Origin of the sequence: Variovorax sp. J22R115 (genome assembly GCF_030317005.1) — a bacterium.
Lineage (GTDB): Bacteria > Pseudomonadota > Gammaproteobacteria > Burkholderiales > Burkholderiaceae_C > Variovorax.
On the sequence record NZ_JASZYM010000014.1, the window covers coordinates 230453 to 255464 of the forward strand.

22 protein-coding genes are annotated in these 25012 nt (G+C 66.3%); 12 read left to right on the forward strand and 10 right to left on the reverse strand.

The genetic code is table 11. From position 1 onward, the window contains the following. Positions 1–27: 27 nt before the first annotated feature. A complete protein-coding gene (locus QTI04_RS24725; protein WP_286617884.1) occupies positions 28–1215 on the reverse strand; it encodes an ABC transporter substrate-binding protein in 1188 nt (395 codons plus the stop codon). Positions 1216–1372: 157 nt separating this feature from the next. Between QTI04_RS24725 and QTI04_RS24730 the strand changes: the two genes are divergently transcribed. Genes QTI04_RS24730 through pbpC form a run of 3 tightly spaced genes read left to right on the forward strand, consistent with a single transcriptional unit; the run spans position 1373 to position 5252 of the window. Continuing rightward, positions 1373–2281, forward strand: coding sequence for a polysaccharide deacetylase family protein (locus QTI04_RS24730; protein WP_286617885.1), 909 nt, complete (start codon positions 1373–1375; stop codon positions 2279–2281). 42 nt (positions 2282–2323) lie between these two features. Next, positions 2324–3073: a GntR family transcriptional regulator gene (locus tag QTI04_RS24735; protein WP_286617886.1), complete on the forward strand. Its 750-nt coding sequence runs from the start codon at positions 2324–2326 to the stop codon at positions 3071–3073. Positions 3074–3128: 55 nt separating this feature from the next. Next, entirely contained in the window at positions 3129–5252 is a 2124-nt protein-coding gene (pbpC, locus tag QTI04_RS24740) for a penicillin-binding protein 1C (protein WP_286617902.1), read from the forward strand. A gap of 203 nt (positions 5253–5455) precedes the next feature. Here pbpC and QTI04_RS24745 read toward each other — a convergent pair whose 3' ends face one another. The 3 genes from QTI04_RS24745 to QTI04_RS24755 all read right to left on the reverse strand — a co-directional run bounded on the left by QTI04_RS24745 (position 5456) and on the right by QTI04_RS24755 (position 7017). Further along, a complete protein-coding gene (locus tag QTI04_RS24745) occupies positions 5456–5830 on the reverse strand; it encodes a hypothetical protein (RefSeq protein WP_286617887.1) in 375 nt (124 codons plus the stop codon). Then, complete coding sequence (gene panE / locus QTI04_RS24750; protein ID WP_286617888.1) at positions 5827–6762, reverse strand: 2-dehydropantoate 2-reductase; 936 nt, start codon at positions 6760–6762, stop codon at positions 5827–5829. The genes QTI04_RS24745 and panE overlap by 4 nt, the downstream gene beginning before the upstream one ends. Before the next feature lie 102 nt (positions 6763–6864). Beyond that, complete coding sequence (locus QTI04_RS24755; protein WP_286617889.1) at positions 6865–7017, reverse strand: hypothetical protein; 153 nt, start codon at positions 7015–7017, stop codon at positions 6865–6867. Positions 7018–7187: 170 nt separating this feature from the next. Here QTI04_RS24755 and QTI04_RS24760 point away from each other — a divergent pair, with 170 nt between their 5' ends. The 5 genes from QTI04_RS24760 to QTI04_RS24780 all read left to right on the forward strand — a co-directional run bounded on the left by QTI04_RS24760 (position 7188) and on the right by QTI04_RS24780 (position 12132). Beyond that, positions 7188–7862, forward strand: coding sequence for a response regulator transcription factor (locus tag QTI04_RS24760; RefSeq protein WP_286599331.1), 675 nt, complete (start codon positions 7188–7190; stop codon positions 7860–7862). 134 nt (positions 7863–7996) lie between these two features. Then, positions 7997–9790 carry an ATP-binding protein gene (locus tag QTI04_RS24765; RefSeq protein ID WP_286617890.1) on the forward strand — a complete coding sequence of 598 codons (1794 nt, stop codon included), beginning with the start codon at positions 7997–7999 and terminating at the stop codon, positions 9788–9790. Then, positions 9783–11081: a flavin-dependent oxidoreductase gene (locus tag QTI04_RS24770; RefSeq protein WP_286617891.1), complete on the forward strand. Its 1299-nt coding sequence runs from the start codon at positions 9783–9785 to the stop codon at positions 11079–11081. Before QTI04_RS24765 ends, QTI04_RS24770 begins: the two co-directional genes overlap by 8 nt. 36 nt (positions 11082–11117) lie before the next feature. After that, positions 11118–11507, forward strand: coding sequence for a nuclear transport factor 2 family protein (locus QTI04_RS24775; protein WP_286599327.1), 390 nt, complete (start codon positions 11118–11120; stop codon positions 11505–11507). 253 nt (positions 11508–11760) lie between these two features. Then, the gene (locus QTI04_RS24780) at positions 11761–12132 is read left to right on the forward strand and encodes a hypothetical protein (protein WP_286599325.1); all 372 of its coding nucleotides are present in this window, start codon (positions 11761–11763) and stop codon (positions 12130–12132) included. Here QTI04_RS24780 and cynS read toward each other — a convergent pair. Both cynS and QTI04_RS24790 read right to left on the reverse strand, forming a co-directional pair. After that, positions 12126–12569 (reverse strand): cyanase, encoded by a 444-nt coding sequence (gene cynS / locus QTI04_RS24785; protein ID WP_286599324.1) that lies wholly within the window; start codon positions 12567–12569, stop codon positions 12126–12128. The genes QTI04_RS24780 and cynS overlap by 7 nt on opposite strands. A gap of 83 nt (positions 12570–12652) precedes the next feature. After that, a complete protein-coding gene (locus QTI04_RS24790) occupies positions 12653–14320 on the reverse strand; it encodes an L-lactate permease (protein WP_286599322.1) in 1668 nt (555 codons plus the stop codon). A gap of 94 nt (positions 14321–14414) precedes the next feature. Between QTI04_RS24790 and QTI04_RS24795 the strand changes: the two genes are divergently transcribed. Beyond that, positions 14415–15572: an alpha-hydroxy acid oxidase gene (locus tag QTI04_RS24795; RefSeq protein WP_286599320.1), complete on the forward strand. Its 1158-nt coding sequence runs from the start codon at positions 14415–14417 to the stop codon at positions 15570–15572. A gap of 28 nt (positions 15573–15600) precedes the next feature. Here QTI04_RS24795 and QTI04_RS24800 read toward each other — a convergent pair whose 3' ends face one another. Both QTI04_RS24800 and QTI04_RS24805 read right to left on the reverse strand, forming a co-directional pair. Further along, positions 15601–18702 (reverse strand): AAA family ATPase, encoded by a 3102-nt coding sequence (locus tag QTI04_RS24800; RefSeq protein WP_286617892.1) that lies wholly within the window; start codon positions 18700–18702, stop codon positions 15601–15603. Between the two features lie 33 nt (positions 18703–18735). Further along, positions 18736–18993, reverse strand: coding sequence for a DUF4242 domain-containing protein (locus QTI04_RS24805; RefSeq protein ID WP_286599317.1), 258 nt, complete (start codon positions 18991–18993; stop codon positions 18736–18738). 198 nt (positions 18994–19191) lie between these two features. Between QTI04_RS24805 and QTI04_RS24810 the strand changes: the two genes are divergently transcribed. Beyond that, entirely contained in the window at positions 19192–20574 is a 1383-nt protein-coding gene (locus QTI04_RS24810; protein WP_286617893.1) for an FAD-binding oxidoreductase, read from the forward strand. Positions 20575–20592: 18 nt separating this feature from the next. Here QTI04_RS24810 and QTI04_RS24815 read toward each other — a convergent pair whose 3' ends face one another. Further along, positions 20593–21153, reverse strand: a complete 561-nt coding sequence (locus QTI04_RS24815; RefSeq protein ID WP_286617894.1) for a putative glycolipid-binding domain-containing protein — start codon at positions 21151–21153, stop codon at positions 20593–20595. 182 nt (positions 21154–21335) lie between these two features. Here QTI04_RS24815 and QTI04_RS24820 point away from each other — a divergent pair, with 182 nt between their 5' ends. After that, positions 21336–22541 (forward strand): DNA polymerase IV, encoded by a 1206-nt coding sequence (locus tag QTI04_RS24820; protein WP_286617903.1) that lies wholly within the window; start codon positions 21336–21338, stop codon positions 22539–22541. Between the two features lie 9 nt (positions 22542–22550). Here QTI04_RS24820 and QTI04_RS24825 read toward each other — a convergent pair whose 3' ends face one another. After that, complete coding sequence (locus tag QTI04_RS24825; protein WP_286617895.1) at positions 22551–23579, reverse strand: purine nucleoside permease; 1029 nt, start codon at positions 23577–23579, stop codon at positions 22551–22553. Positions 23580–23735: 156 nt separating this feature from the next. Here QTI04_RS24825 and QTI04_RS24830 point away from each other — a divergent pair, with 156 nt between their 5' ends. Next, positions 23736–24863, forward strand: a complete 1128-nt coding sequence (locus QTI04_RS24830) for a DNA topoisomerase IB (protein ID WP_286617896.1) — start codon at positions 23736–23738, stop codon at positions 24861–24863. The last annotated feature ends 149 nt before the right edge of the window (positions 24864–25012 follow it).

Sequence of the window (25012 nt, forward strand, 5' to 3'; positions counted from 1 at the left end):
CCTTCTTCAGACGCGGCGCGAGCGCCTTCAGTTGACCGTCACGCCGACGGGCAGGATGCGGTCGTCGATGAACTGCGCCCACACGTAGTCGTCCACGCCCAGCGCGTCGTGGTTGGCAGCGGTGAAGGGCGCCGCGTACTTCTTGATGAGTCCGTCGTAGCTGGCGATCTTGTAGAAGCCCTGTCGCACGGCGTCGCCGTCGGTCGAGCCGGCCTGAGCGATGGCGAGCGCCGCGAGGTGCATGCCGTCATACGCGTTCGCCACGCCCACGGCCGGCGTGATGTCGCCCGGGCCCTTGATGGCCGGGTACTTGGCCATGAGCGACTTGATGACGCGCTCGCCCACCGGCGATTGCTTGCCGAAGAAGCTGTAGGTCTGCACGAAGTGCACGTCCTTCGCGTTCGGGCCGGCCAGTTCGGTGAAACGGCCGCCTGCCGGGCCCCAGTGCGAGACCACCGGCACCTTCCAGCCCATGCGGTCCAGCGACTTCACCACCTGTGCCGAAGGGCCCACGTTGGCAACGAGGAAGAGAGAATCGGCGCCCGCCGCCTTCAGGCGCGTGAGCTGCGGGACCATGTCCAGATCGTTCGCCTCGAATTTCTCGACGCCCGCGACGGCCACGCCCTTCTCGGCCAGCGCCGCTTTCAGACCCTTCTCGTTCGATTCGCCCCACGGGTTGTTCACGAGGATCATCCCCGGCTTGGCCGCCTTGAAGGTCTTCTGCGCGTACTGCAGCATGGCCTTGTCGACCACTTCGTCGACGGCCGAGACGCGGAAGGCGTAGTTGGGATTGGCGCCGTTCCTGGTGATCGGCGTGCCCGCGGCCCACGGGCCCATGAAGGGCACCTTTTCCTGGTTGACGAGCGGCACGATCGCCATCGAGACCGGCGTGTCCAAGCCACCAAAAAGCACCGCGACCTTCTCCTTGAAGATGAGTTCGCGCGCCGCGGTCACGCCCTTGGCCGGATTCGCCTCGTCGTCGCGACGCACCAGTTCCAGCTTACGTCCGCCGAGCAGGCCTCCCTTGGCGTTGACCTCGTCGATCGCGAGTTGCAGGCCGCGCGTGATGGCCTCGCCCGACAAGGCCGACTGTCCCGACAGGGCCGTGACCAGGCCGATCTTGATCGGATCCGCGGCGAGCGCGGTGCCGGTCAGGGTGACGAAGGCCAGCGCGAATGCACTGGAAAGGACGGTGCGGCGTGCAAAAAGGGACATGGCGGTTCTCTCCGTGAATGGAAGCGCTGCGTGATGCAAGCGCCGTGCCAATGTCGCCAATGTCGACAACTTCATGCGTACATATCGCTCAACCAATTGTCAACAATTGGTCCGGATCTTGCAGACGCAAAGACACCTGCCCCTCTGGAGACCCCGCATGCCCGCCGCCCGCTATCTCGGCCCCCTGCCCGCCCATGAGCGCTTCGACTACCTGCCCATCACCCGCCGCGCAGGCCACGCCTGGCCGAACGGCGCCCGCCTGGCCGTCTACATCGGCCTCAATCTCGAGCACTTCGCGTTCGGCGAAGGCATGGGCGCGTGCATCGGCCCGGCGGCACCGCATCCCGACGTGCTGAATCACTCCTGGCGCGAATACGGCAATCGGGTGGGCGCGTGGCGCATGCTCGAACTGTTCGACAGCCTGGGCCTGCCTTCGGGCACGCTGCTGAACACCGCGCTCTACGACCACTGCCCCGAGCTGATCGCGGCCTGCGTCGCGCGGGGCGACGAGCTCATCGGGCATGGCCACAGCAACTCGGAGCGCCAGGCCGACATGGACGAGAAGAACGAAGGCGCCCTGCTGATCCGTTGCCGCGCCCGCATGCTGGAAGAAAGCGGCGAGGCGCCATCGGGCTGGCTCTCGCCGTGGATTTCGGAGAGCCGCCACACGCCGGACCTGCTGGCCGAGGCCGGCTACAGCTACACCCTCAATTGGTGCCACGACGACCAGCCCATGCCCATGCGCACACGCAGCGGCCGCACGCTGTGGTCGGTGCCCTACCCGCAGGAGCTGAACGACATCCCGATGATCATTGCCAGGCAGATGGACGCGAAGGATTTCGCGCAGATGATCATCGACAACGCCGACGAGATGCTCGAACAGTCACGCCGGCAGCCGCTGGTGATGGGCGTCGCGCTGCACCCCTACATCGTGGGCCAGCCCTACCGCCTGCGGCACCTGCGCCGCGCGCTGCAGCACCTCGCGGCCCTGCGCGACCGCGGCGAGGTCTGGTTCACGACGCCAGGCGCCGTCTGCAGGCACGTGGCTGCGCATGTGGCAAGCTAGCGGGGCCCGCTGTCCGCGCTCCCCGATCTCGTTCCCGTTCCCATGCCACGCTCCAGAACCGCCCGTCTTCCCGCCGTCGATACGCCTTTGCGTCCGACCGGCGCCCTGTCGTCGGTGGACGAAGGCGACGACGTCGAATCGCGCATCTACCGGGCCGTGTTCGACAGCGTGATGAACCAGCGGCTCACGCCCGGCACCAAGCTGCCGGAGAGTTCGTTGTGCGAGTTGTTCGGCGTGAGCCGCTCGGTGGTCCGCAAGGTGCTGCAGCGGCTGGCGCATGACCACATCGTGCAATTGCGGCCCAACCGCGGCGCGATCATAGCGGTGCCCTCACCCGAGGAGACGCGGCAGATCTTCGAGGCGCGGCGGGGGCTCGAGGCGATCATCGTCAATCTGGCGACGCAGAACGCGACCGCACGCGACGTGGCGGAGCTGCGCAAGCAGCTCAAGCAGGAACACGACGCGATGAACCGCTTCGACCAGCCGGCCTGGGCGCGGCTGGCGAGTTCCTTTCACCTGGGCCTGGCGGGGCTGGCGCGCAACCCGATCCTGGAGCGCTACCTGGTCGAGATGGTGTCGCGCTGCTCGCTCATCGTGGCGCTGTACGAGCCGCCGGGCAATGCCGCCTGCGAACACGAGGAGCACGAACGCATCGTGGATTGCGTCGCGCGCGGCGACGCCGAAGGCGCGGTGCAGCTCATGGACGAGCACCTGCGCGAGTTGGAACGAAACGTGTCAGTGCAGCGAGCCGCGCCCGATCGCACGCTGGCCCATCTGCTCGGCATGGCCTGATCCGCGCGCGGGGAGCATTGCCGTGCCCAACCGTCGTCTGACAGCCGCCGCATCGATCGCACTGGCCGCGCTGCTGGCTGGCTCCGCATGGGCGCTCCCGAGCTTCACTGAGGTGCGCCGCGACTTCCATCCTTCCGACACGCTGATCGTCGACAGGGATGGCGAACTCCTGCAGCGCGTGCGCACGGACAGCACTGTGCGCCGCGGCCAGTGGGTCGCGCTGGCGGACGTCTCCCCGGCCCTGCGCACCGCGATGGTGCTGAGCGAAGACAAGCGCTTCTACGAGCACAGCGGCGTGGACTGGCGCGCCGTCTCGTCCGCAGCCTGGGGCAACGTATGGAACACGCGCACGCGCGGCGCATCGACCATCACGATGCAGCTCGCCGGCCTGCTCGACGACGACCTGCGGCGCGGCGGCGGTGGCCGCAGCCTCACGCAGAAGCTCGGCCAGACGGTGGCCGCGCAGCAGCTTGAGCGCTACTGGCGCAAGGACCAGATCCTGGAGGCGTATCTCAACACCGTGCCCTTCCGGGGCGAGATCGTCGGCATCGACGCGCTCTCGCGCACCTTGTTCGGCAAAGCCCCCCATGGCCTGGATGCGCGCGAAGCCGCTCTGGCCGCGGCGCTGGTGCGCGCACCCAACGCCAAGCCGGCCCTCGTCGCGCAACGCAGCTGCGAGCTGATGCGCGCGATGGAGCCCGAGAGCAAGCCGGACTGCGAGGCGCTCGACATGTTCGCGAGCGCGGCACTGCAGCGCCGCGGCTTCGAGGCCAGCGAAGGCATCGCGCCGCATCTTGCGCGGCGGGCGCTGAAGGAATCCGGCCCCAACCCCGAGACCGTCCGCACGACGCTGCGTGCGCCGCTGCAGCGCTTTGCGCTGGGCACGCTGCAGCGCCACCTGCGCGAACTGCGCGGCCGCAACGTGGAAGACGGCGCACTCGTGGTGCTCGACAACGCCAGCGGCGAGGTGCTCGCCTGGGTCGGATCGTCCGGCGACCTGAGCCGTGCGGCCGAGGTGGACGGCGTGCTTGCGCAGCGCCAGCCGGGCTCCACCCTCAAGCCTTTCCTCTATGCGGAGGCCATCGCCGAGCGTCGGCTGACGGCAGCGTCGCTGCTCGATGACTCGTCGGCCCAGATCAATACGGCCAGCGGGCTCTACATCCCCCAGAACTACGACCGGCAGTTCAAGGGCTACGTGTCGGTTCGCACCGCGCTCGCGGCCTCGCTCAACGTGCCGGCGGTTCGCACCCTGGTGATGGTGTCCCCCGAGGCCTTCGCGCGCCAGCTTCGTTCGGCCGGCATGCCACTCGCTCAAAGCGGCGACTACTACGGCTACAGCCTGGCGCTGGGCAGCGCCGAGGTGTCGCTGCTGGCACTGACGAACGGCTACCGGACGCTGGCGAATGGCGGAGGGTTCGGCGAGACGCGATTCGTGCCCCGGCAACTCGCAGCCAGACGCGATGACGTCCCGTCCATCGACCCGCGCGCCGCGTTCATCGTGGGCGACATCCTGAGCGACACCAACGCCCGCGCGCGCACCTTCGGCCTCGACAGCGTGCTCGCCACCCGCTTCTGGACGGCAGTGAAGACCGGCACCAGCAAGGACATGCGCGACAACTGGGCGGTCGGATGGTCGCAGCGCTACACCGTCGGCGTGTGGGTCGGCAATGCGAGCGGCGCGCCGATGTGGGATGTCAGCGGCACCAGCGGCGCGGCGCCGGTCTGGACCGAGGTGATGGGCTATCTGCACCGCAATGAAGCCAGCCGTGCACCCGCGCCACCCGCCGGGCTCGTGCAGACGCGCGTGCGCTTCGGCGACGAACTGGAAGCGGCACGCAACGAATGGTTCATCGCGGGCACCGAACAGGCGGTCTTCGCGCTGGCGCCCGACGCCTCGGCGACGGAAGCGGCGTCGCGCATCACGGCCCCATCCAACGGCACCATCATCGCGCTCGACCCCGACATCCCGCCTAATCGCCAGCGCGTGCGATTCGAGGCCGAGGGGCGCGGCCTGCAATGGCGCATCGACGGCAAACCGTTCGCGCGCGGAAACAGCGCGCAATGGCTGCCCTGGCCGGGCCGGCACCGGGTCGAGTTGGTCGACGCGCGCGGACAGGTGGTCGACGAAATCAGGCTCGAGGTGCGCGGCGCGGGCGTGGTGACCGGCGCGAAACGCTGAGCCGCGGGGTCGCGTCCGACGCCTGTCAGCGGTTGACGACGGCCAAGGACAGGCGGTTGGCGTACGCGAAGGCCGCCCGACGGATCACGATAGCGTTGGCCTTCCACTGCTGGGCCGCGCCCCTCGCGTCGCATACAACTACGTCATAGAACAGCCGTATGGAGGCCCATGATGTTGATCAGGATGACAACCGTGCCGCAAGCTCAGGATCCCCATGTCGTGGTCGCCTGGATCCGCGCATGCATCTGGGCCAACGTCGAAGGGTGGCCGTTCTGCAGGCTGAAGTAGTCCTCGAATGAGATTCTGACGATGCAGGGAGATTTCGGATGCCATTGGAATTCCTTCAACAGATTGCCAAGCAAGGACTGCCTTGCACGATCTATGCACCCGCGCAGATCGACAAACTGCGCGTTTTGCAGGCAGCCGGCCTGGTCACCGCGGTGATTCCGCCGGTCGAGGAAATCCCGGGCGGCGGGAAGATCCATCGGCCCGCACAGGCGCTCGCCATCACCGACAAGGGCGAAGAAGCACTGCGAGACGCACTGCCCGCCAGTGACGGGGAGGTCGGGCAGGATCAAGGGGTCGGGCGCGACTCCCTCGCACGCCGCGCCTCATAGGCCTTGAGGTGCGCATGAGCCACCCGCAACAGCAATAACTTCTTGCCACCCGCGCCGCGCCGCAACAGATCGCCGACGATGTGGTCCGCCTCGATGGGCGCACCGCGCTCGATGTCCTTGAACATCGAGGCGGTCATCATCGAGTCGGCCGCGGTCAGGATGGCCCGGGCACGCTCGATGGCCACTGCCCGCGGGGCGAAGCCGTTGTGGCGTGCGATGGCCACACACTCCTGCACCATGCCGTTGGCGAGGTCCGTCCCGCCGCTGCGCACGATGTCGCCGACGGTGGCGCGCATCAGGCAGGTCATGCTGGCCGCCGATGCGATGAGCATCCACTTTTCCCACATGTCCTGAAGAACGTTGTCGGAGGCCACGCCATCGAAGCGGGCCTTGGCAAAAGCCGCGTTCAACGCGTGCATGCGGGGTGAGCGCGAACCGTCGAGTTCGCCATAGGTCAGGCCATGCACGTCACTGAGATGAAGCACCGAGCCCGCATCGTCGAGCACCGCGGAGATCATGCCCAGGCCGCCCAGCACGTGCTCGCGGCCGAAGCGCTCGGCGAGTTCGTCGAGGTGACGCATGCCATTGAGCAGGGGAAGGATCGCCGTGTTCGGTCCGACCGCAGGTGCGAACGAGTTCATCGTCTCGGCGAGGTCGTAGGCCTTGCAACCGACGACCACCACGTCATAGGGGCCGCCGATGCCCTCCGCTTGTACCGAGGGCGGCGACGGCAGCGTGAGGTCGCCACGCGGACTCTTGATCACCAGGCCGGTCTTCGCGAGTTGAGCCGCGCGACGAGGCCGCAGCAGGAAGGTCACGTCCTCGCCCGCCTCCAGCAGTCGCCCGCCGAAATAACCGCCCAGCGCACCAGCGCCTACAACCAGGAATCGCATGTGACTTTCTCTCTGGGTGATGGACCGGCGATTCTGCGCTGATGCAGCGACGCGTGCATGCCCTGGCGGACGAGATCCGCGGCTACTGTGCCGCCGACCGGACTAATCCATCTCGACGACGACGACAGTCAGCAACGTCACCAAGATGATGTGCAGCAGGAATTCGATGCGCTTCTCCGGAGGCGACAGGGCGAGCGTGACGCCTGCCACCACCAGCGTCAGCGAGCTGAACATCAATTGAAAAGATATCTCCACTGCGGCGCAGTCCTTTCAGGGCTCGGCCGACCCCCACTGCGGGACTGTTTCGACCACTTCCGACGCTACCGGGCGCCCGGCGCGTGAACATCCTCAGTTCATGGGGTGTCCACTTCCCATAAGTCACGATCGATCGTGCGAACATCCGGGCGTACCTGTGGAGTTGCCGTTTGTCGAATCCGAACCCTCAAGCCCCCGTCAGCGTTGCCCTCGTCGAAGACGATCCGGGCATGCGCGAGCGCTTCGAACGGGTCATTGCGGCCGAGCCCAGCCTGCGCCTGGCCTTCGGCGCATCGACGGCGGGCGAGCTGCTTGCGTGGTTCGCCAGCAATCCCGTGGACGTCCTGTTGGTCGACCTGGGGCTGCCGGATCGCTCCGGACTGGAAGTCATTCGGCGCTGCCGCGACCTGCAGCCCGCCTGCGCAATGATGGTTCTGACCATCTTCGGCGACGAGGTGAACATGCTCCGTGCCTTCGAGGCCGGTGCCGGCGGCTACCTGCTGAAGGACGGGACCGAAGCCGATCTCGCCGCACACGTGTTGAGCCTGCATGCGGGCGGATCGCCCATGTCGCCGATCATCGCGCGGCAGTTGCTCGTGCAATGGCAGGCGCGCCCCGCGTCGGCGACGGCGGAGGTAGCGCCGGGCAGGGAAGCCCTGTCGCCGCGGGAGACGGAAGTGCTGGGGCTGGTCGCCCGCGGTTTCACCTACGCCGAGACGGCACAACGCATGGGCATCCTGCTCTCCACCGTTCAAAGCCACGTCCGCAACATCTACGGAAAGCTCGACGTGCACAACAAGACCGAAGCCGTGTTCGAAGCGCGGCAGCTCGGGTTGCTCCGCTAGTGCGAGTGGGCAGGTTCATGGGCGGGGCGGCTCGGCGGACAGCGCCTGTCCGGTGGATCGTCACGCTGGTCTGGGCGATCGCGGCCCTCTGCTGCTTCGCGCCGGCTTTCGCGGCAAGCGAGCCCGGGGTCGTCATGCTCGACAGGGCCCACGCATTGCTGGAGCCGCAGGGCGGGCCGCCGAGCGAAGGGGAGGTCGACCTTGCCCGCCGCTGGGACCGCGAGTTCCCCGGCCTGGGCGGTCGTGCGACCTACCGCATCACGCTGCCGCCGCGGGTCGACACGGAGCCGATGGCCCTGCTGTTTTCGCGGGTCGGCAACCAGGTGCACGTGCTGCTCAACGACAGCACCGTCCAGCGCTGGGGCACGCTGGGCGACCCGCTCTTCGACGCCACCAAGACAGTGCGCAGGGTGACGCTGCCGGCAGCCCTGCTGTACGCCGATCGCCCCAATGAACTGCGTGTCGAGGTCACAATTCAGGCGCAGCGCCTGGGTGGCCTCTCGGTGGTGCGATACGGACCGGTCCCGCAGATCGAGGATCTGTACTCCAAACAGATCCTCCGGCGCGACCTCGCCATGCTGGTCTTCGGTGCCGGCCTGGTCGGCATGGGCGCGCTCACCGCCGTGCTGTGGTGGCGGCAGCGCGATCCTTTCTACGGGTGGTTCAGCGTTGCGGCGCTGCTGGGCGTGGTGCGTGTCATCGACCGGTCCTGGCCCGATGTTCCCGTGTCATGGCCGCTCTGGGGCGCCGTCGCCGCGATCTGCTACACGGCCCACGTGGCGTTGATGTGCCGGTTCGCGCTGATCGCGGTCGGGTCGCTTTCCCGCGGCATGAGACGTGCCATCGACGGCGTGATCGTGGTGGTCTCGGTGCTCGACGCCCTCGCGTTCGCGCTGGGCATGCCGCTGCTCATGACGATCGGGTTCACGTTCATTCCGGTCCTCGGTCTCGCAACGCTGGCGCTGGTCATGCGCGAGGCGTTCGTGAGCCGCAGCGCGAAGGCGTGGGTGCTGGCCGTGGCGATTGCCGGTGCGCTGGTGGCAGGCACGCACGACGTGGTCATGATCCGCGTCGCCGGTGCGAGCGGCCTCTACAACACCTACATCCAGCACGGGATGTTCGTGTTCGTGCTCGCCATGATGTGGTTCGTTGCCGAGCGCTACAACCGCTCCGTCGCGAGCTTCCAGGCACTCAATGCCGACCTATCCCGGCGCGTGGAAGAACGCGAGCGCCAACTGCATCAGGCTTTCGATTCCCTGCGGGAGCAACAGCACCACCAATCGGTCTCGATCGAGCGGCAGCGGATCATGCGGGAGATCCACGACGGCGTGGGTTCGCAGCTCGTGGGCTTGCTGAACATGGTGACGCGCAAAGGCACGGACCCGACGGCTCTGAAGGAGCAGGTCCAGATGGCGCTCGACGAGATGCGCATGGCCGTCGACTCGCTGCAGCCGGCGCACGACGACCTCGGCACTTTGCTGGCCACACTGCGCTACCGCCTGCAGCCGCGCCTGCAGGCGGCCGGCATCGGGGTGATCTGGGACGTCGCCGAGTTGCCGGAACTCAGGCAGTTGTCGCCTCCTGTCGTGCTGCATGTGCAGCGGATCCTGCTTGAAGCCTTCACCAATGTCATGAAGCATGCCCACGCCTCCCAGGTGGAAGTGCAGGTTCGCTGGCAAGAGGAAGCCGCGCCGCGCGTGATGCTCCGCATCACCGACAACGGGATCGGGTTTCCCGCGGGTGTGCGTGCGCAGGAGACGCAGGCGCATGGCCGCGGCCTGGACAACATGCGTGCCCGGGCGGCGGCCATCGGCGCCAGCTTCGATGTGCAGCAGTCGCCGAATGGCGGTGTGAGCATCGCGCTGGAATGGCAAGTCGAACGTGCACCGCCCTCCTCCGGCTTCCATGACAATCCGGGGCATGGCTGAATCGTTCGACACTCGTCCCGTGCTGATCGCCGGGGGCGGCATCGGGGGCATCACCCTCGCACTCACCTTGCACCAGATCGGTGTGCCCTGCATCGTCTACGAAGCGGTGCCCGACCTGCAACCACTGGGCGTGGGCATCAACCTGCAGCCCAACGCCGTGCGCGAGCTGTATGACCTCGGCTTCGACGACAAGGTCCTCGGCACCATCGGCATCCAGGCGCGGGAGTGGGCGCTGGTCGGCCGCAACGGCAACGACATCTATGCCGAACCGCGCGGCCTGCTCGCGGGTTACCGCTGGCCGCAGTATTCGGTGCACCGCGGCCAGTTGCAGATGATGCTGTACCGGGCGGCGGTCGAGCGACTCGGCCCCGGCGCCATTCGCCTCGGCCACCGGGTCACGGGCTATCGGAATGGCGCCGAGGGCGTCACCGCCCTCATCGAGACGCGCGACGACCAGCGCACCGAAGTCGAAGGCCGCCTGCTGGTGGCCGCGGACGGCCTGCATTCGGCCGTGCGGGCGCAGATGTACCCCGCGCAGCCGCCCATCCAGTGGGGCGGCGCCATCATGTGGCGCGGCACCACGCCGGGGGTGCCGGTTCGCAGCGGCGCGTCCTTCGTCGGCGTCGGGTCCTTGCGGCACCGGGTGGTGCTCTACCCGATTTCCCCGCCCGACCCGGCCACCGGCTTGGCGACGATCAACTGGATCGCCGAGATCACCGTCGACAACGCCAAGGGCTGGACCCAGGGCGACTGGAACCGTCGCGTCGGGCTCGATGACTTCATCCACCATTTCGAAGGCTGGGACTACGGCTGGCTGGACGTGCCCGCGATGCTGCGCGGGGCCAATGAAATCTTCGAGTACCCCATGATCGACCGCGATCCCGTACCCAGCTGGGTGGACGGCGACGTGGCGCTGCTCGGCGACGCGGCGCACGTGATGTACCCGGTGGGCTCCAACGGCGCGAGCCAGGCCATCGTCGATGCGCGCGTGCTGGGCGCGGCGATGGTCGAGCACGGCGTGGGCCGCGCCGCGCTGCAGGCCTACAACGACAAGCTGTGCGCCGACATCTCGGCGCTGGTGCTCCGCAACCGCGGTTCGGGCCCCTTCGGCATTCTGGGCCTGGTCGACGAACGCTGCGGCGGCGTGTTCGACGACATCGATCAGGTCATTCCCGCTGCCGAACGCGAGGCCTTCATGGCACGCTACAAGGCGGCCGCCGGCTTCGCCATCGAGACGCTCAACGCGGCGCCGCCGACGATCGCACCCGGGGCGCGGGCGCGCAGCTCTTGATTCTGTCCACGCTCGTTCAATTCAAGGAGTTCACCCATGTCGTCCAGTCCGATCGCCGCATGGCATCAGCTCGTCAAGGAACGCAACGTGCGCGGGCTCGACACCCTGCTTGCGGATGATGCCGTCTTCCTTTCGCCGGTGGTGCATACGCCTCAGGTCGGCAAAGCCATCACGAGGACGTACCTCGCTGCGGCGTTCCACGTGTTTTTCAACCCGTCGTTCCAGTACGTTCGCGAGCTCACGGGCGATCGGGACGCGGTGCTCGAATTCGAGCTGGAGCTCGAAGGCATCAAGGTCAATGGCGTCGACATGATCAAGTGGAACGACGAAGGCAAGATCACCGAATTCAAGGTGATGCTGCGGCCCTTGAAAGCGGTCAATCTGATCCATCAGAAGATGGCCGCGATGCTCCAGGCCAATCAGTAGGGGTCCTGTCTTTCGATCCTGATTGCGCCCGTCACCCCCTCGATTGAGGTCGCCTCCCGACGCCTATTTCGGTGACAAGTTCTCGGACGATCAAAAAGGATTGGCGTCGAAGCCGCAGGCCGAGGTGGAAGTGCCCAGCTTCTAGAATTCGGCGCGGAACCCACCGGGCCTGCTTTCCTGGTCTATAGGAAGATCCTTTCGCCGCAGTTCGTGGCAGCATGGGGGTCTTGCGATCCCACTGAGGAGCAGCACCATGACCCGATGCCCCATGCATGCCGCGATCTTCTGCGCCGCCCTGGTGCCTGGCACTGCGGTGCTCGCCCAGCAAGACCTTGCTGCGGCGGAGCAAAGCTATCAGCGCACCCTGGCCTATTGCAACAACGGCACCTTGCCACGCCCGGAGCGCGATGCCTGCGTGCGCGATGCGGGGTACGCATTGGAGCGGGCCCGCGGCGGGATTTCGACCGGCGAAGAGGACGTGACCTCGCCCGGCGGCCGTGCAACGGTCGTCATTCCGGATGGCTCGCCGCTGCCCTTGAGCGACTCGACCACCGTCACCTCGCCCGACGGCCGTTCGACGATCGTGCTGCCGGCCGGCGGCTCCAGGCCCTTGCCCAATCAATAGGTCTTGTAGGGCAGGAACTTGCCCGAGAGCACCACGTTCACGCGGTCGCCCTTCGGGTCGGCCTGCCGCTGGATGTCCATGCTGAAGTCGATCGCGCTCATGATTCCGTCGCCGAACTCCTCGTGGATCAGTTCCTTGATGGTGGTGCCGTACACGCTCACCACTTCGTACCAGCGGTAGATCAGCGGGTCGGTCGGCACGGCGGTCGGCAGAGAGCCCTTGTACGGCACGACCTGCAGCCACTTCTGCTCCTCGGCGCTGAGGCCGAAGATCTTGCCGATGATCTTGGCCTGTCCGGCGTCGAGCGTCATCTGGCCGAGGCAGGCCGCAGTGGTCCACTCCTTCGAAAGCCCCACCTTTTTGGCCACGTCGGCCCACTGGATGCCCTTGGCCACCTTGACGGCAATGATCTTCTCGGTGACGTCGTTGCGGTTCATGCGGATGCTCCTGTTCGCGTTGGTTGTCCATGCACTCAGTGCAAGCAACAGCCGTGCCGCTACCCCTGTGCGTCGCGCGCGTTCTACTTCACGACCATCAGCGTGAACGGCCACACGTAGGCCTGCAGCGTCACCAGGATGCCCACGAGGCTTGCCAGCGCGATCGAGTGGAAGAACACGTAGCGCAGGATGTCGCCTTCGTGGTTGAACCAACGCGTGGCGGTCGATGCGACCACGATCGACTGCGCGTCGATCATCTTGCCCATCACGCCACCCGAGCTGTTGGCCGCGCCCATGAGGTTGGGCGACAACCCGAGCTGGTCGGCTGCCACCCTCTGCATGCCGCCGAAGAGTACGTTCGACGCGGTGTCGGAGCCCGTCAAGGCGACGCCCAGCCAGCCCATCAGCGTGCCGAAGAAGGGGTAGAGCACACCCGTGTTGGCGAAGGCCAGGCCGAGCGTGCTGTCGAGCCCCGAATAGCGCGTGAGCGTGCCCAGCGCGAGCATCAGCGCGATGGTGAGCAGCGAGTACTTCACGAGATTGAGCGTGCGGCCATACGCAACCACGAGCTGGCCGACGCTGTACTTCGCGACGAGCCCGCCGACGATGGCCGACAGCAGGATGCCCGTACCCGTCGCCGACAGCAGCGTGAAGGCGTAGATCGCGCCCTCTTTGGTCGGCTGCGGCACGATCGGCGGCACCTTCTCGACGAGGTTGTGCAGCCCCGTGATGGGGAAGTTGGGCGCGAACAGGCCGTTGAGCCATGCCTTCACCGGCGGCAGGCCCCAGATGAAGACGAACACGGTCATGATGGCCCAGGGAGTCCAGGCACGGATCAGTTCCTCGCGCGAATGCTGCGTCGGCTTGGCGAGCGATGCAGCCGACGGCGCGCCGCCGTCCTGCTCGTGCCCCTTGAGCGATACCGAGCGCCAGACGGTCTTCGGGTGCCATACGCGCAGGAAAAATATCAACGACACCATCGACACGATGGCCGCGATGATGTCCACCAGTTCGGGGCCGATGAAGTTGGAAACGAGGTACTGGGGTATCGCGAACGATGCGCCGGTTACAAGGATGGCGGGCCAGATTTCCATCATGGCCTTGCGCCCCGCGAAGGCCCAGATGAGCCAGAAGGGCACCAGCAGCGAGAAGAAAGGCAATTGGCGTCCGATCATCGCCGTGACGTCCATCAGGTCGTAGCCGTGCACCTTGGCCAGCGTGATGACCGGCGTGCCAAGCGCGCCGAAGGCGACCGGCGCGGTGTTGGCGATCAGCGAAAGCCCCGACGCCGCGAGCGGCGAGAAGCCGAGGCCGATCAGGATCGCGGCCGTCACGGCCACTGGGGTGCCGAAGCCGGCAGCGCCCTCGAAGAAGGCGCCGAAGGAGAACGCAATCAGCAGCAACTGCAGGCGCCTGTCTTCGGTGATGCCCGAGAGCGAATCCTGCAGCACCTTGAAGCTGCCGTTCTGCTCGGCGAGCTGCTGCAGGAAGATGATGTTGAGCACGATCCAGCCGATGGGCAGAACGCCCGTCAGGCCGCCGAGGAAAGCGGCGCGGCCTGCGAGGCCCGCAGGCATGCCGAAGGCAACGATGGCGATCAACAGCGCGCTGAGCAGGCCGAGCCCCGCTGCCAGGTGCGCCTTCATGTGCAGGAAGCCAAGGCACACGAGCATGACGACGACGGGAATCGATGCCAGCGCCGTCGAAACCACCATGCTGCCAAATGGGTCGTAGACCTGTTGCCAACTCATGGAAACCACCTCTTTTCTGTGTGAAGTTGTAGGAGGAAGAGCCTGCGGATAATAGGCACCACGCAACGAACAGACAACCAAGGAGCCTCTCCCAGTGCCAGACCTCTCCAAGATCACGAACATCGAAGACCTGCGAGTCATCGCCGAACGTCGCGTGCCGCGCATGTTTTACGACTACGCGGACTCCGGGGCCTGGACCGAAGGGACCTATCGCGCCAACGAAAGCGACTTCCAGAAGATCAAGCTGCGCCAGCGCGTGGCGGTCAACATGGAAGGTCGCTCGACCCGCACGACCATGATCGGCCAGGAGGTCGCGATGCCCGTAGCCATCGCGCCCACCGGCATGGCCGGGATGCAGCACGCCGACGGCGAGATCCTCGGTGCGCGCGCGGCCAAGGCCTTCGGCATTCCATTCACGCTCTCGACCATGAGCATCTGCTCGCTCGAGGACATCGCCGAGGCCACGGGACGCCATCCCTTCTGGTTCCAGCTCTACGTGATGCGGGACCGCGACTTCATCGAACGGCTGATCGAACGCGCGCGTGCGGCCAACGTGTCCGCGTTGCAGCTCACGCTGGATTTGCAGATCCTCGGCCAGCGACACAAGGACATCAAGAACGGCCTCACGGCGCCGCCGAAGCCGACGATCAAGAACCTGATGAACCTCGCGACCAAGCCGCACTGGTGCATGGGCATGCTGGGCACCAAGCGCCGCACCTTCGGCAACATCGCGGGCCATGCCAAGGACGTGAAGGACCTGTCCTCGCTCTCGTCATGGACCGCCGAGCAGTTCGACCCGACGCTGAGCTGGGCCGACGTCGAATGGATCAAGAAGCTATGGGGCGGCAAGCTGATCCTGAAGGGGATCATGGACGTCGAGGACGCACGCCTCGCGGCGGCCAGCGGCGCCGATGCGCTGATCGTCTCCAACCATGGCGGTCGCCAGCTCGACGGTGCACCCTCTTCCATCGCGGCCCTGCCTGCGATCGCCGAGGCGGTGGGCACGGAGATCGAAGTCTGGATGGACGGCGGCATCCGCAGCGGCCAGGACGTGCTCAAGGCCCGCGCGCTGGGCGCGCACGGCACGATGATCGGCCGCAGCTTCCTCTATGCGCTGGGCGCCTTCGGCGAGGCCGGCGTGACGCGTGCACTGCAGATCATTCACAAGGAACTCGACATCACGATGGCCTTCTGCGGCCGCACGAACATCGACGAGGTCGATTCGAGCATCCTGCTGCCCGGCACTTTCTGAGCGCCGGATGGGGTCGCAGCCACCGGCCTCACGAGGCTTTGCGATCGCCCTGCTTGAGCAGGTCGTGGTGGATGGCGAACGCGGCAGCCTCCGTGCGGTTCGCTGATCGCGTCTTGCTCAGGATGCTGCGTACATGGTTCGCGACCGTGTTGGGGCTGACGAAGAGTTCCCGCGCGATCTGCCGATTGCCCTTGCCGACGGCCACGAGACGCAGCACCTGTGCCTCGCGGCCGCTCAGGCCGGCCGGGTAGTGCGCAACGGCCGTGCCGTCGAGGTTCGGACGGCGGGCATCGATGCGTGCTGACAGCGCGCGCATGTCGAGTGCGGCAGCTTCGGCCGCGGCTTCATCGAGTTGCCCGGTGGCGGCTTCACGGTCGCCAACGGCATCCCGGGCCAGCATCATCTGCGCGTAGCCATAGCGCGCCTGCGCCAGGGCTGGCCGGGCGTTCTGCCTTTCATTCATCTCCAGCGCCACCCGAAAGTGCGCTTCAGCTTCGCTCCACTGCCGCATCGTGGCCGAGAGCATCCCGAGGAAGGCATCTGCGGCACCGAAGGAGGCAATGGCGGTGCCGACCAGAAGGTTGCGCCCACGCCAGGGCTCGAGCAGTTTGTACAGATCTACCGCACGCGCCGCATCACCCAGTGCGGCACAGACTTGCGCGAGGTAGGCCAGGCTCGCCAGCCAGACGCCGTCGCGCGGGAAGGACTGGAAGCGGTCGTTCGCCAGGATCTCGAATTCGGATCGTGCGTCGTCGAGTTGGCCCAACTCGACGTAGATCAGCGCGAGTCCCGGCCGCCACACATTGGTCTGTGCGTTCTGCTGCACGAAATGGCGGACCAGCGGCGCGACCTCCTGCAGGCGGCCTTGCTCGCGGCGCAGTGTGAACATCTGAACGCCGTAGACACCGGCCGCATCCAGGCCCGGCATGCGGTCGCCGATCTCGAAGGTGCGCTTCGCGAACCGCTCGGCGTCGTCGAAGCGGCCTTCGAACAATGCGTGCAGGGTGCGCGACGACGACGCGACGTAGAGGAAAAAGGGTTGCCGCAGTTCTTCCGAGCCTCGTGCATAGGCTTCGACGTGCTCATGCCAGGTGGCCATGTCGCCCAACTCGAAGGCGTCGAACATGCGCCACGCGAGCGCCGAGTACAGCAGGAACCGGTCGCCCTGCTGCCTGGCGATCTGGATGGCCTCGTCGGCACTCGCCATGCGCTCGTTGATGCGATCGGGCTGCCAGCGGGCCGAGAGCGTGGCGAGCAAGGTCGTCGCGAGCGTGGCTGCGTCGCCGGCGCGGCGGGCCACGGTGACGGCCTCCTCGTGCACCTTCATCGCCTGCGTCTCCTCACCACTGAAGATCAGTGCGCGTGCCAGTGCGCTCAGCAACTGCGCCTTCATGACCCGGTCTTCGGCGCCCAGCGCATTGAGCGCATCGCGCAACAGGCGCGCCGCCGAGAAACCAGGGAGGCCCGGGCACCAGCTCGCCATCTCGAAGCCGAGCGCGGCGCGTGCCAGCTCATGGGCCAAGTCGACCTGCATGCTCGTCCGTGCGGCCTGGTCGAACACCTCGCGTGCCTGCAGGTATTCGCCGGCACGCGTATGAGCTTCGCCCAGCGAATTCAGCACCTGGCAACGCTCGAGAGCGTCACCGCCGCGGCCTACATCCATCGCCTGCAGCGCGAGCCGGTAGTAGCGCGCCGCTTCCTCATGGGCCAACAGGGCATCGGAACTCTCGGCAGCCTGTTGCGCATAGTGGCTCGCGCGCGCCGCGTCGCCTCCCGGAAGCGCGGCCCAGTAGTGGTGGGCCAGCGCGGGCAGATGGAGCGCGGAATCTTCGCCGTGAATGTCCTCGATCGCGCGGCCGACCTTGAGGTGCAGGCGGCTGCGCCGCGGCGGCGGGATCTCGTCGTACAAGGTCTCGCGGAACAGGGCGTGGCCGAAGTGGTAGCGGCCCGGCCCTTCGACGGCTTCGATGACCCGGGACTGCAATGCTTCTTCGAGCGCGTCCGTGCAGGCGTCTTCCTCCACGTCCTCGACGATGCGGACCAGCAGGCCGATATCGAATTCGCGGCCGATCACCGATGCGCAGGCCAGCACCTGATTGGCCACGGGCGACAGGCGATTCAACCGGCGGCCGATGACCTCGCGTACCCCTTCCGGAATGCGCCGAAGACCGCCGACTGCCAGCAAGGCTGCAGTGCCGCGCGGGCCTTCGCCGAGCACGTGCTCCTGAATCAGCAGGCGCGTCATCTCGGCCACGAAAAGCGGGTTACCTTCGGTCTGCCGGTGGACGGTGTCGGCGAGTGCGGGCGGCACGGCACCGCCGCCGGCAAGCATCATCATGCGGACCGTCTCGTCGCGGGCGAGGCCGGTTAAACGCAAGCGTTCGAAGCACTGGTGCCGCGCGAGTTCGCCCAACGTGCCCGACAGCGGATGCTGTCGCGACAACTCGATGTCGCGGTAGGTGATGACGAGCAGGATGCGACTGACCTGGAGATCGGGCGCGATGAATTCGAGCAGGCGCAGGGACGAAGCGTCTGCCCAATGGACGTTGTCGAGCACCAGCAACAGGGGTTGCTCCGCGGCGGCGCGTTTCCAGAAGCCCGCCATGGCATCGAACAGGCGAAAGCGTGCCTGCGCGGGATCGATCGCCGGCAGTGCCAAGGCGCCGGCGGGCAATCGTTCTGCGAGGTGGGGCAGGATCTCCGCCAACGCCGACTCGTCATGGCCGAGGACGCGCCGTGCGGTCTCGTTGTCGTGCGTTTCGATCCAGCCGCGCAGCAGTTGCAGCCAAGGCCAGTACGGCGGGGCGCCGGGCTCTTCATTGCATCGGCCCCAGAGGACCTGCATGCCGCGTGCGGCAGCGCGCTGGGCAAGGACCTGCGCGGTGTGCGACTTGCCGATGCCCGGCTCACCAGCGAGCGCCGCCGTGCCGCCCGTGCCGCTGAGGGCGCGCGCCAGTCCGCTTTCGAGCGCCGCGAGTTCACGCTCGCGACCGACGAATCGTTCGATCGAAGCCCGCGCCGTCTCGTCGTTGAAGGTCGCGGCGGGAGCCGCAGTCTGGAGCGCCGAACCGCAGCCATCGCAGAAAGCGGCATCGGCCCGGTTCTCGCGGCCGCATCGGGCACATTGCACAGCGGGTCCTCGGGTTCCCTGAGTGCAAAGCCGCTACACGAGGGCTTCGGGGCGAATCTGGCTGACTTCGATCACGACATCCGCCGGCAGCCGGGCCAGGCGTGCAGCCGTGCGGATCTCTTCGGGGCTGGGTGCCTCGTAGAGGCAATAGGTCTTCTTGCGATCCGCAGAAAGAAAGGAGAACAACCAATTCACGCCGACATCGGCGTTGATGCGCTGGATGCTCGCGACGTCTGCCGCCGCGAGCTCCAGTTCTTCCGCGTACTGGCGTTCGATAAGGAACAGTGCCATGACCCTCTCCTGTCCGGCAGGGCAACGATGGGCCCCGGGCAGATGATTGGGCGACAAATCCGCCGCACGGTCAACGTGCGCGGCATAGTCAATTCTGACCATTCGCGGGCGCGCGCGGCACTTCGAAAAATGATCAGTCCGGTGGATCGTCAACACGTCGTTGGCCTCCTAGACTTTGCTCACTTTCAAGGAGTGGTCATGTTCAACGAAGTCCCTCTCGATGCCTACAAGGCGCAATTGCGCGGTAGTTTGATCCAGCCGGACGACGCCGGCTACGACGAGGCCCGCAAGGTCTACAACGCCATGATCGACAAGCGACCGCGCCTCATCGCGCGTTGCGCCGACGTGGCGGACGTGATCGCATCGGTCAATTTCGCCCGAGACAACCAACTGCTGCTCGCCGTGCGCGGCGGCGGACACAACGGCGGCGGCCTCGGCACCTGCGACGACGGCCTGGTGATCGACCTCTCCCGGTTGCGCGGCGTGCGTGTCGATCCCAAGGCCCACACCGTGCGGGCCGAAGGCGGGTGCACCTGGGGCGACGTCGACCACGCGACGCATGCCTTCGGCATGGCGACGCCGGCGGGCATCATCTCCACCACCGGTGTCGGCGGCCTGACGCTGGGCGGTGGCATCGGGCACCTCTCGCGGCGCTTCGGACTGACGATCGACAACCTGCTGGGCGTCGACATGGTGCTCGCGGACGGGAGCTTCGTCACCGCCAATGCCAAGGAGAACGCCGACCTGTTCTGGGCCGTGCGCGGCGGCGGCGGCAACTTTGGCGTGGTGACTTCTTTCGAGTACCGGCTACACCCGCTCAGCACCGTGGTGGCCGGTCCGACCTTGTGGCCGATGGAGCGTTCGGCCGAAGTGTTCAAGTGGTATCGCGATTTCATCGGCAAAGCGCCGACGGAACTGAATGGCTTCTTCGCCTTCCTCACCGTACCGCCTGGCCCGCCCTTCCCCGAGGAACTGCACCTGAAGAAGATGTGTGGCGTGGTTTGGTGCTACAGCGGAGATCCGGCGCAGGCCGAGGAGGCGCTCGCACCGGTGCGAGCGATGAACCCTGCGCTGTACGGCGTCGGGCCCATGCCCTACCCGATGCTGCAGAGTGCCTTCGATGCCCTGTACCCACCCGGACACCAGTGGTACTGGCGCGCTGATTTCGTGAACGAGCTGCCCGACGAAGCGATCGGGCTGCACGTGGAGTACGGCGCCCAGTTGCCGACGATGCAATCGTCGATGCACCTGTATCCGATCGACGGCGCGGTGCAGCGCGTCGGACGCAAGGACACACCCTTCAGCTACCGAGACGCTCGGTGGGCCTCCGTCATCGTGGGGGTGGACCCCGATCCTGCGAACCGCGACCGCATCACCGACTGGTGCAAGAACTACTGGGACGCGCTGCATCCCTATTCGGCTGGCGGCGCGTACATCAACTTCATGATGGACGAGGGGGAGGACCGTGTGAAGGCCACCTACCGCGAGCACTACGACAAGCTGGCGGCCATCAAGCGGCAGTACGACCCGGGTAACCTGTTCCGCGTGAACCAGAACATCCGGCCTGTGGCGACGGCCTGAGTTGCCGGCAGTACGAAGTCAGGCCTCGGCTTCCCACAGCGTGGGGTAGTGCCGGACAAAGCCATCGGACGTGACTTCGAGCATGGCCGCGTAGTCGAAGCGCGGCGCGGTGTACCAGTACTCGGCCTCGCCGCGCCGCTCGTAGTGCTGCTTGAGTTCGCTCAGGCTGCCGCTGTCGAGATCGAGCCATGCCGCCGGGGCGTCGGACGCTTCGCCCGGGGCGAGATGCAACCGGCGCAATGCCATCAAATTGGTCGCCGGCGTGAAGCCGAGATCGAGGTCGACGCAGTGGCCCAGCTCCGGCACCGAGGCGTCGTTGAGCTTCCAGCTGCCATGCGCATCGCGCACGATGGACAGGTCGATTGCTTCGCTGCCAAGCCAGCCGCGCACCGTTCCCCATTGGGTGTGCCAGGCGCGGTCGCAGCGGACTCGGTAGTGGAGTTGGGCGATGCGACCGTCCTCGTTGCGAAACGCCGCGGCGCCGTCGATCTGCCAGTTCTCGCCGTTGCGATCGAGACGGCACACATCATGACCGGGGGTGCCGAGCCGGCGCCAGAGCATGAATGCGATGGTCTGCATACGCCGATGATGGCACCGGGCGCCTGCCATGCGCAAGTCTGGATTGCATCCGCGCCCTGCGTGCTCAGTTCAGGAGCGCCGGAGCACGTGGAGGTTGGCCGCGCAGACCATGCCACCAGCTGCGTCAGACGACAATACCGGCCGTGACCGCCGCACCGATTCGCCGCATCGCCCACCTCGACATGGATGCCTTCTACGCATCGGTCGAGCTGCTGCGCTACCCGCAACTCAAGGGCCTGCCGGTGGTGATTGGCGGCGGGCGCCGCAAGGTGGACGAGGCCATCCGCGATCTACCCGAGGGCGCCACGTTGGCGGACATACCAGTCGGGGCCTTTCCGCTGCTCAAGGACTACGCAGGACGGGGTGTGATCACGACCGCGACGTATCCGGCACGCCAGTTCGGCGTGGGATCCGCGATGGGGCTCATGAAGGCGGCAAAGCTGTGTCCGCAGGCGATCATCCTGCCGGTGGATTTCGATGAGTACCGCAGATTCTCACGGCGGTTCAAGGGGGTCATCACCGAGATCGCGCCGGTCATGGAAGACCGAGGTGTCGACGAGGTCTACATCGATTTCACCGACGTTCCCGGCGGCCAGCGCGAAGGCGGGCGCGTGCTGGCACGGCTCATTCAGAAGTCGATTCTCGAGGCGACCGGGCTCACCTGCTCGATCGGCATCGCACCCAACAAGCTGCTGGCCAAGATGGCGAGCGAGTTCGACAAGCCCAATGGCATCTCGGTGGTCTTCGAGGGCGATCTCCAATCGCGCATCTGGCCGCTGGCGTGCCGCAAGGTCAACGGCATCGGCCCCAAGGCGGACGAGAAGTTGCAGCGCCATGAGATCCGGACCATCGGCGAACTCGCGGCGCGCGATCGCGAGTGGCTGGTCGCGAACTTCGGCAGGGCCACTGGCGCATGGATGCACGAGGTCGCCTGGGGACGCGACAACCGGCCCGTCGTCACCGAGAGCGAGCCCGTCTCGATGAGTCGCGAAACAACCTTCGACCGCGATCTGCAGGCGGTGCGAGACCGGGCCGAGTTGGGCGCCATCTTCACGCACCTGTGCGAGAAAGTCGCCGAGGACCTGCAGCGCAAGGGCTACGTCGGCAAGACGATCGGCATCAAGCTGCGCTACGACGACTTCAAGATCGCGACGCGCGACCAGACCATCGACCACTTCACCGCCGACGCCAAGGCGATCCGGCAGATTGCGGGCCGATGCCTCAAGCGGGTGCCGCTGGAGCGGCCGCTGCGTCTGCTCGGCGTGCGAGTAGGGGCGCTTGCCAAGGTGGGCGATGCGGCCACGGTGGCAGACCAGCCAAAGGCGAGCAGTCGTCGGCGAACACCGGACGATGCCGGATCCGTGGCGCGAACTGCCTCGCTCTTCTAGCGTGGCCTTTCAACGCGCCGGCACACCGCCCTGCCATTGCGGCCAGTTGGCGACGATGTGGTCGACGACGCGGCTGCCGACGAGTTCGATGTTCTGGACGGTCTCGGCAAAGCCGCCGGCGGTTTCGCCAGGGGCCGGATCCAGATGCTGCAGCGTGGTTTCGCGCGGATTGCCCTGGTCGAAGTTGACGGCGCCGCGCAGGCTCATCACACGGTCGGTGCCGTGCGTGCGTTTGATCACGAGGGTGATCGCGGCGGCCTCCATCTCGGTAATGACGTAGTCGTCGGCGCCGTAGAGCTTGGCGATGTACTGCGCCTGGTTGGACATGCCGGGGCCGTGGAAAAAGGTGTCGCCCGTCATGTGCGTGCCGGTGCCGACGAACGGAGCGCGCCGTGCGGCGGCTTGCGGGTAGCGCATCCGGTAGTTGCGCGCGGAGTCAGCATCCTTCAGCGGCGTGTCTGCCGACAACTTCATCGCCCACGCTACGAGTTCCGGGTTGAGCTTGAAGCGGCGGTACTCCTCGTAGCCCTTGCGCGGCATGAAGGTCGGCTCGCCGGCCTTGTTCTCTTCCGGCGCCCAGCGGTGGCCGAGGTCATAGTCCACAAGCCAGGTGGCCCAGTTCACCTCGCCGATCGTGCCGCGCGAAGGCGGCGTGCCGGCCACGCCCGAGATCACGTAGTAGGCCTTGGAGAAATCGAAGTTCGGATTCAGCAAGATCGCCTGCATCGACGACGACGAATTGACCTTGCCCATTCCGAGCACAGCGCCACAGACGCCGTCGGCATTGCAGTACACGGGCGACAGCGCGCCGGGCACGGTGATCGGCGTTGCGCCCTTCCAATAGCGCTCGTACCAATGCTGGAATTCGCCCGCGCGATCGCCGGTGTTCTGGCCGACCTCGAACATGGCGGCAACGAACACTTTGACCTGGACGGGCTCGGCGACTTTCGGTGAGGGGGTCGACGCGCAACCGGCGGCGAGCGCGACGACGGCGGGCAGCACCAACCATCGCGCGCCAATGGACCAGACTGGGAACATGGGATCTCTCTCCGAAGGAATAAGGGGGAACGGACGTCGACACAAGTGCGCGACGCACCGGCAACGTTTGTGGAGTCCTACACCGGCGCTGATCCGGTGCCACCACGCTGTGACGCATCTCCTGCTGCGTCTTTGTGCGCGATTGTCGCAAACCTCATGCCCGAATCGAGTCATCGCCCCGCTCCGCTCGCCAACGGGCTGGTCTATGTTGATTCCTGCATGCCCGGATGGCAGCGGGTGAAGCGAGGAGCGGCATTTCGGTACCGTGACGCCGAGGGCGGATGGGTACGAGACGTCGATGAGCTCTTCCGTATCCGACAGTTGGCGATCCCGCCCGCCTACCGAGACGTCTGGATCTGCCCGCTGGCGAACGGCCATCTGCAGGCGACCGGTTTCGATGTGCGCGGCCGCAAGCAATACCGCTACCACGCCGGCTGGCGCGCGCTGAAGGACGAGACCAAATTCGATCGGCTCGAGGCCTTTGGCCGCGCGCTTCCGAAGATTCGCAGCCGGGTGGCGCGCGACCTGCGGGCGAGACCTCGTGCACCGTTGGGCCGCGAAGTTGTGTTGGCTACGCTGGTGCGCTTGCTCGACACAACCTTCCTGCGGGTGGGGAACGAGGAATATGCGAGCAGCAATGGCTCGTTTGGCCTCACGACTCTCCGCAATCAACATGCTGACGTTCGCGGCGCATCGTTGAGGCTGCGTTTCCGCGGCAAGAGCGGCGTAATGCACGAAGCGAGGCTTGACGATCCGCGAGTCTCGAAGGTGGTTCGCGGATGCCAGCAATTGCCCGGGCAAGAACTCTTCCAGTGTCAGACTGAGGACGGCGAAGTGCGAGGCATTTCATCCACCGATGTGAATGACTACTTACGCGATATCGCGCATGCAGACTTCACTGCTAAGGATTTCCGAACTTGGCACGGAACCGTGCAAGCGCTGGAACTGACGCGCCTGGCCTGCGAAGGCGTCTATGGGAATAGAGAGACTAACACCGACCGGTTCAGTGCAAAGGACATATTGAAAGCCGTGGCCGCCCAACTCGGAAATACGCCCGCCGTGTGCAAAAAGGCGTATGTGCATCCGGCCGTACTCGCACTTGGCACCACGCTGGCCGACGATGCAGACGCCATGAACGACATCTGGGCAAAGATCGCCCTCGTCACATGCAGCACGCGCCACCTGAGTGCTGCGGAATCGCGATTGCTGGTGTTCCTGAGCCAGCACCGTCGTCGGGTGCCTGGCAAGAAGAAGAGCGCTGGGGCTGCAGGCTCGTTTCCATAGCCAATTGTTCGCGTCGAACGGTGAGTCTGAACGTCGAATTCAAACGCAAAAAAGCCCAGCCTTTGAGGGGCTGGGCTTTTCTGGGCTGTAAGAGCCTGACGATGACCTACTTTCACACGGGAACCCGCACTATCATCGGCGCTGAGGCG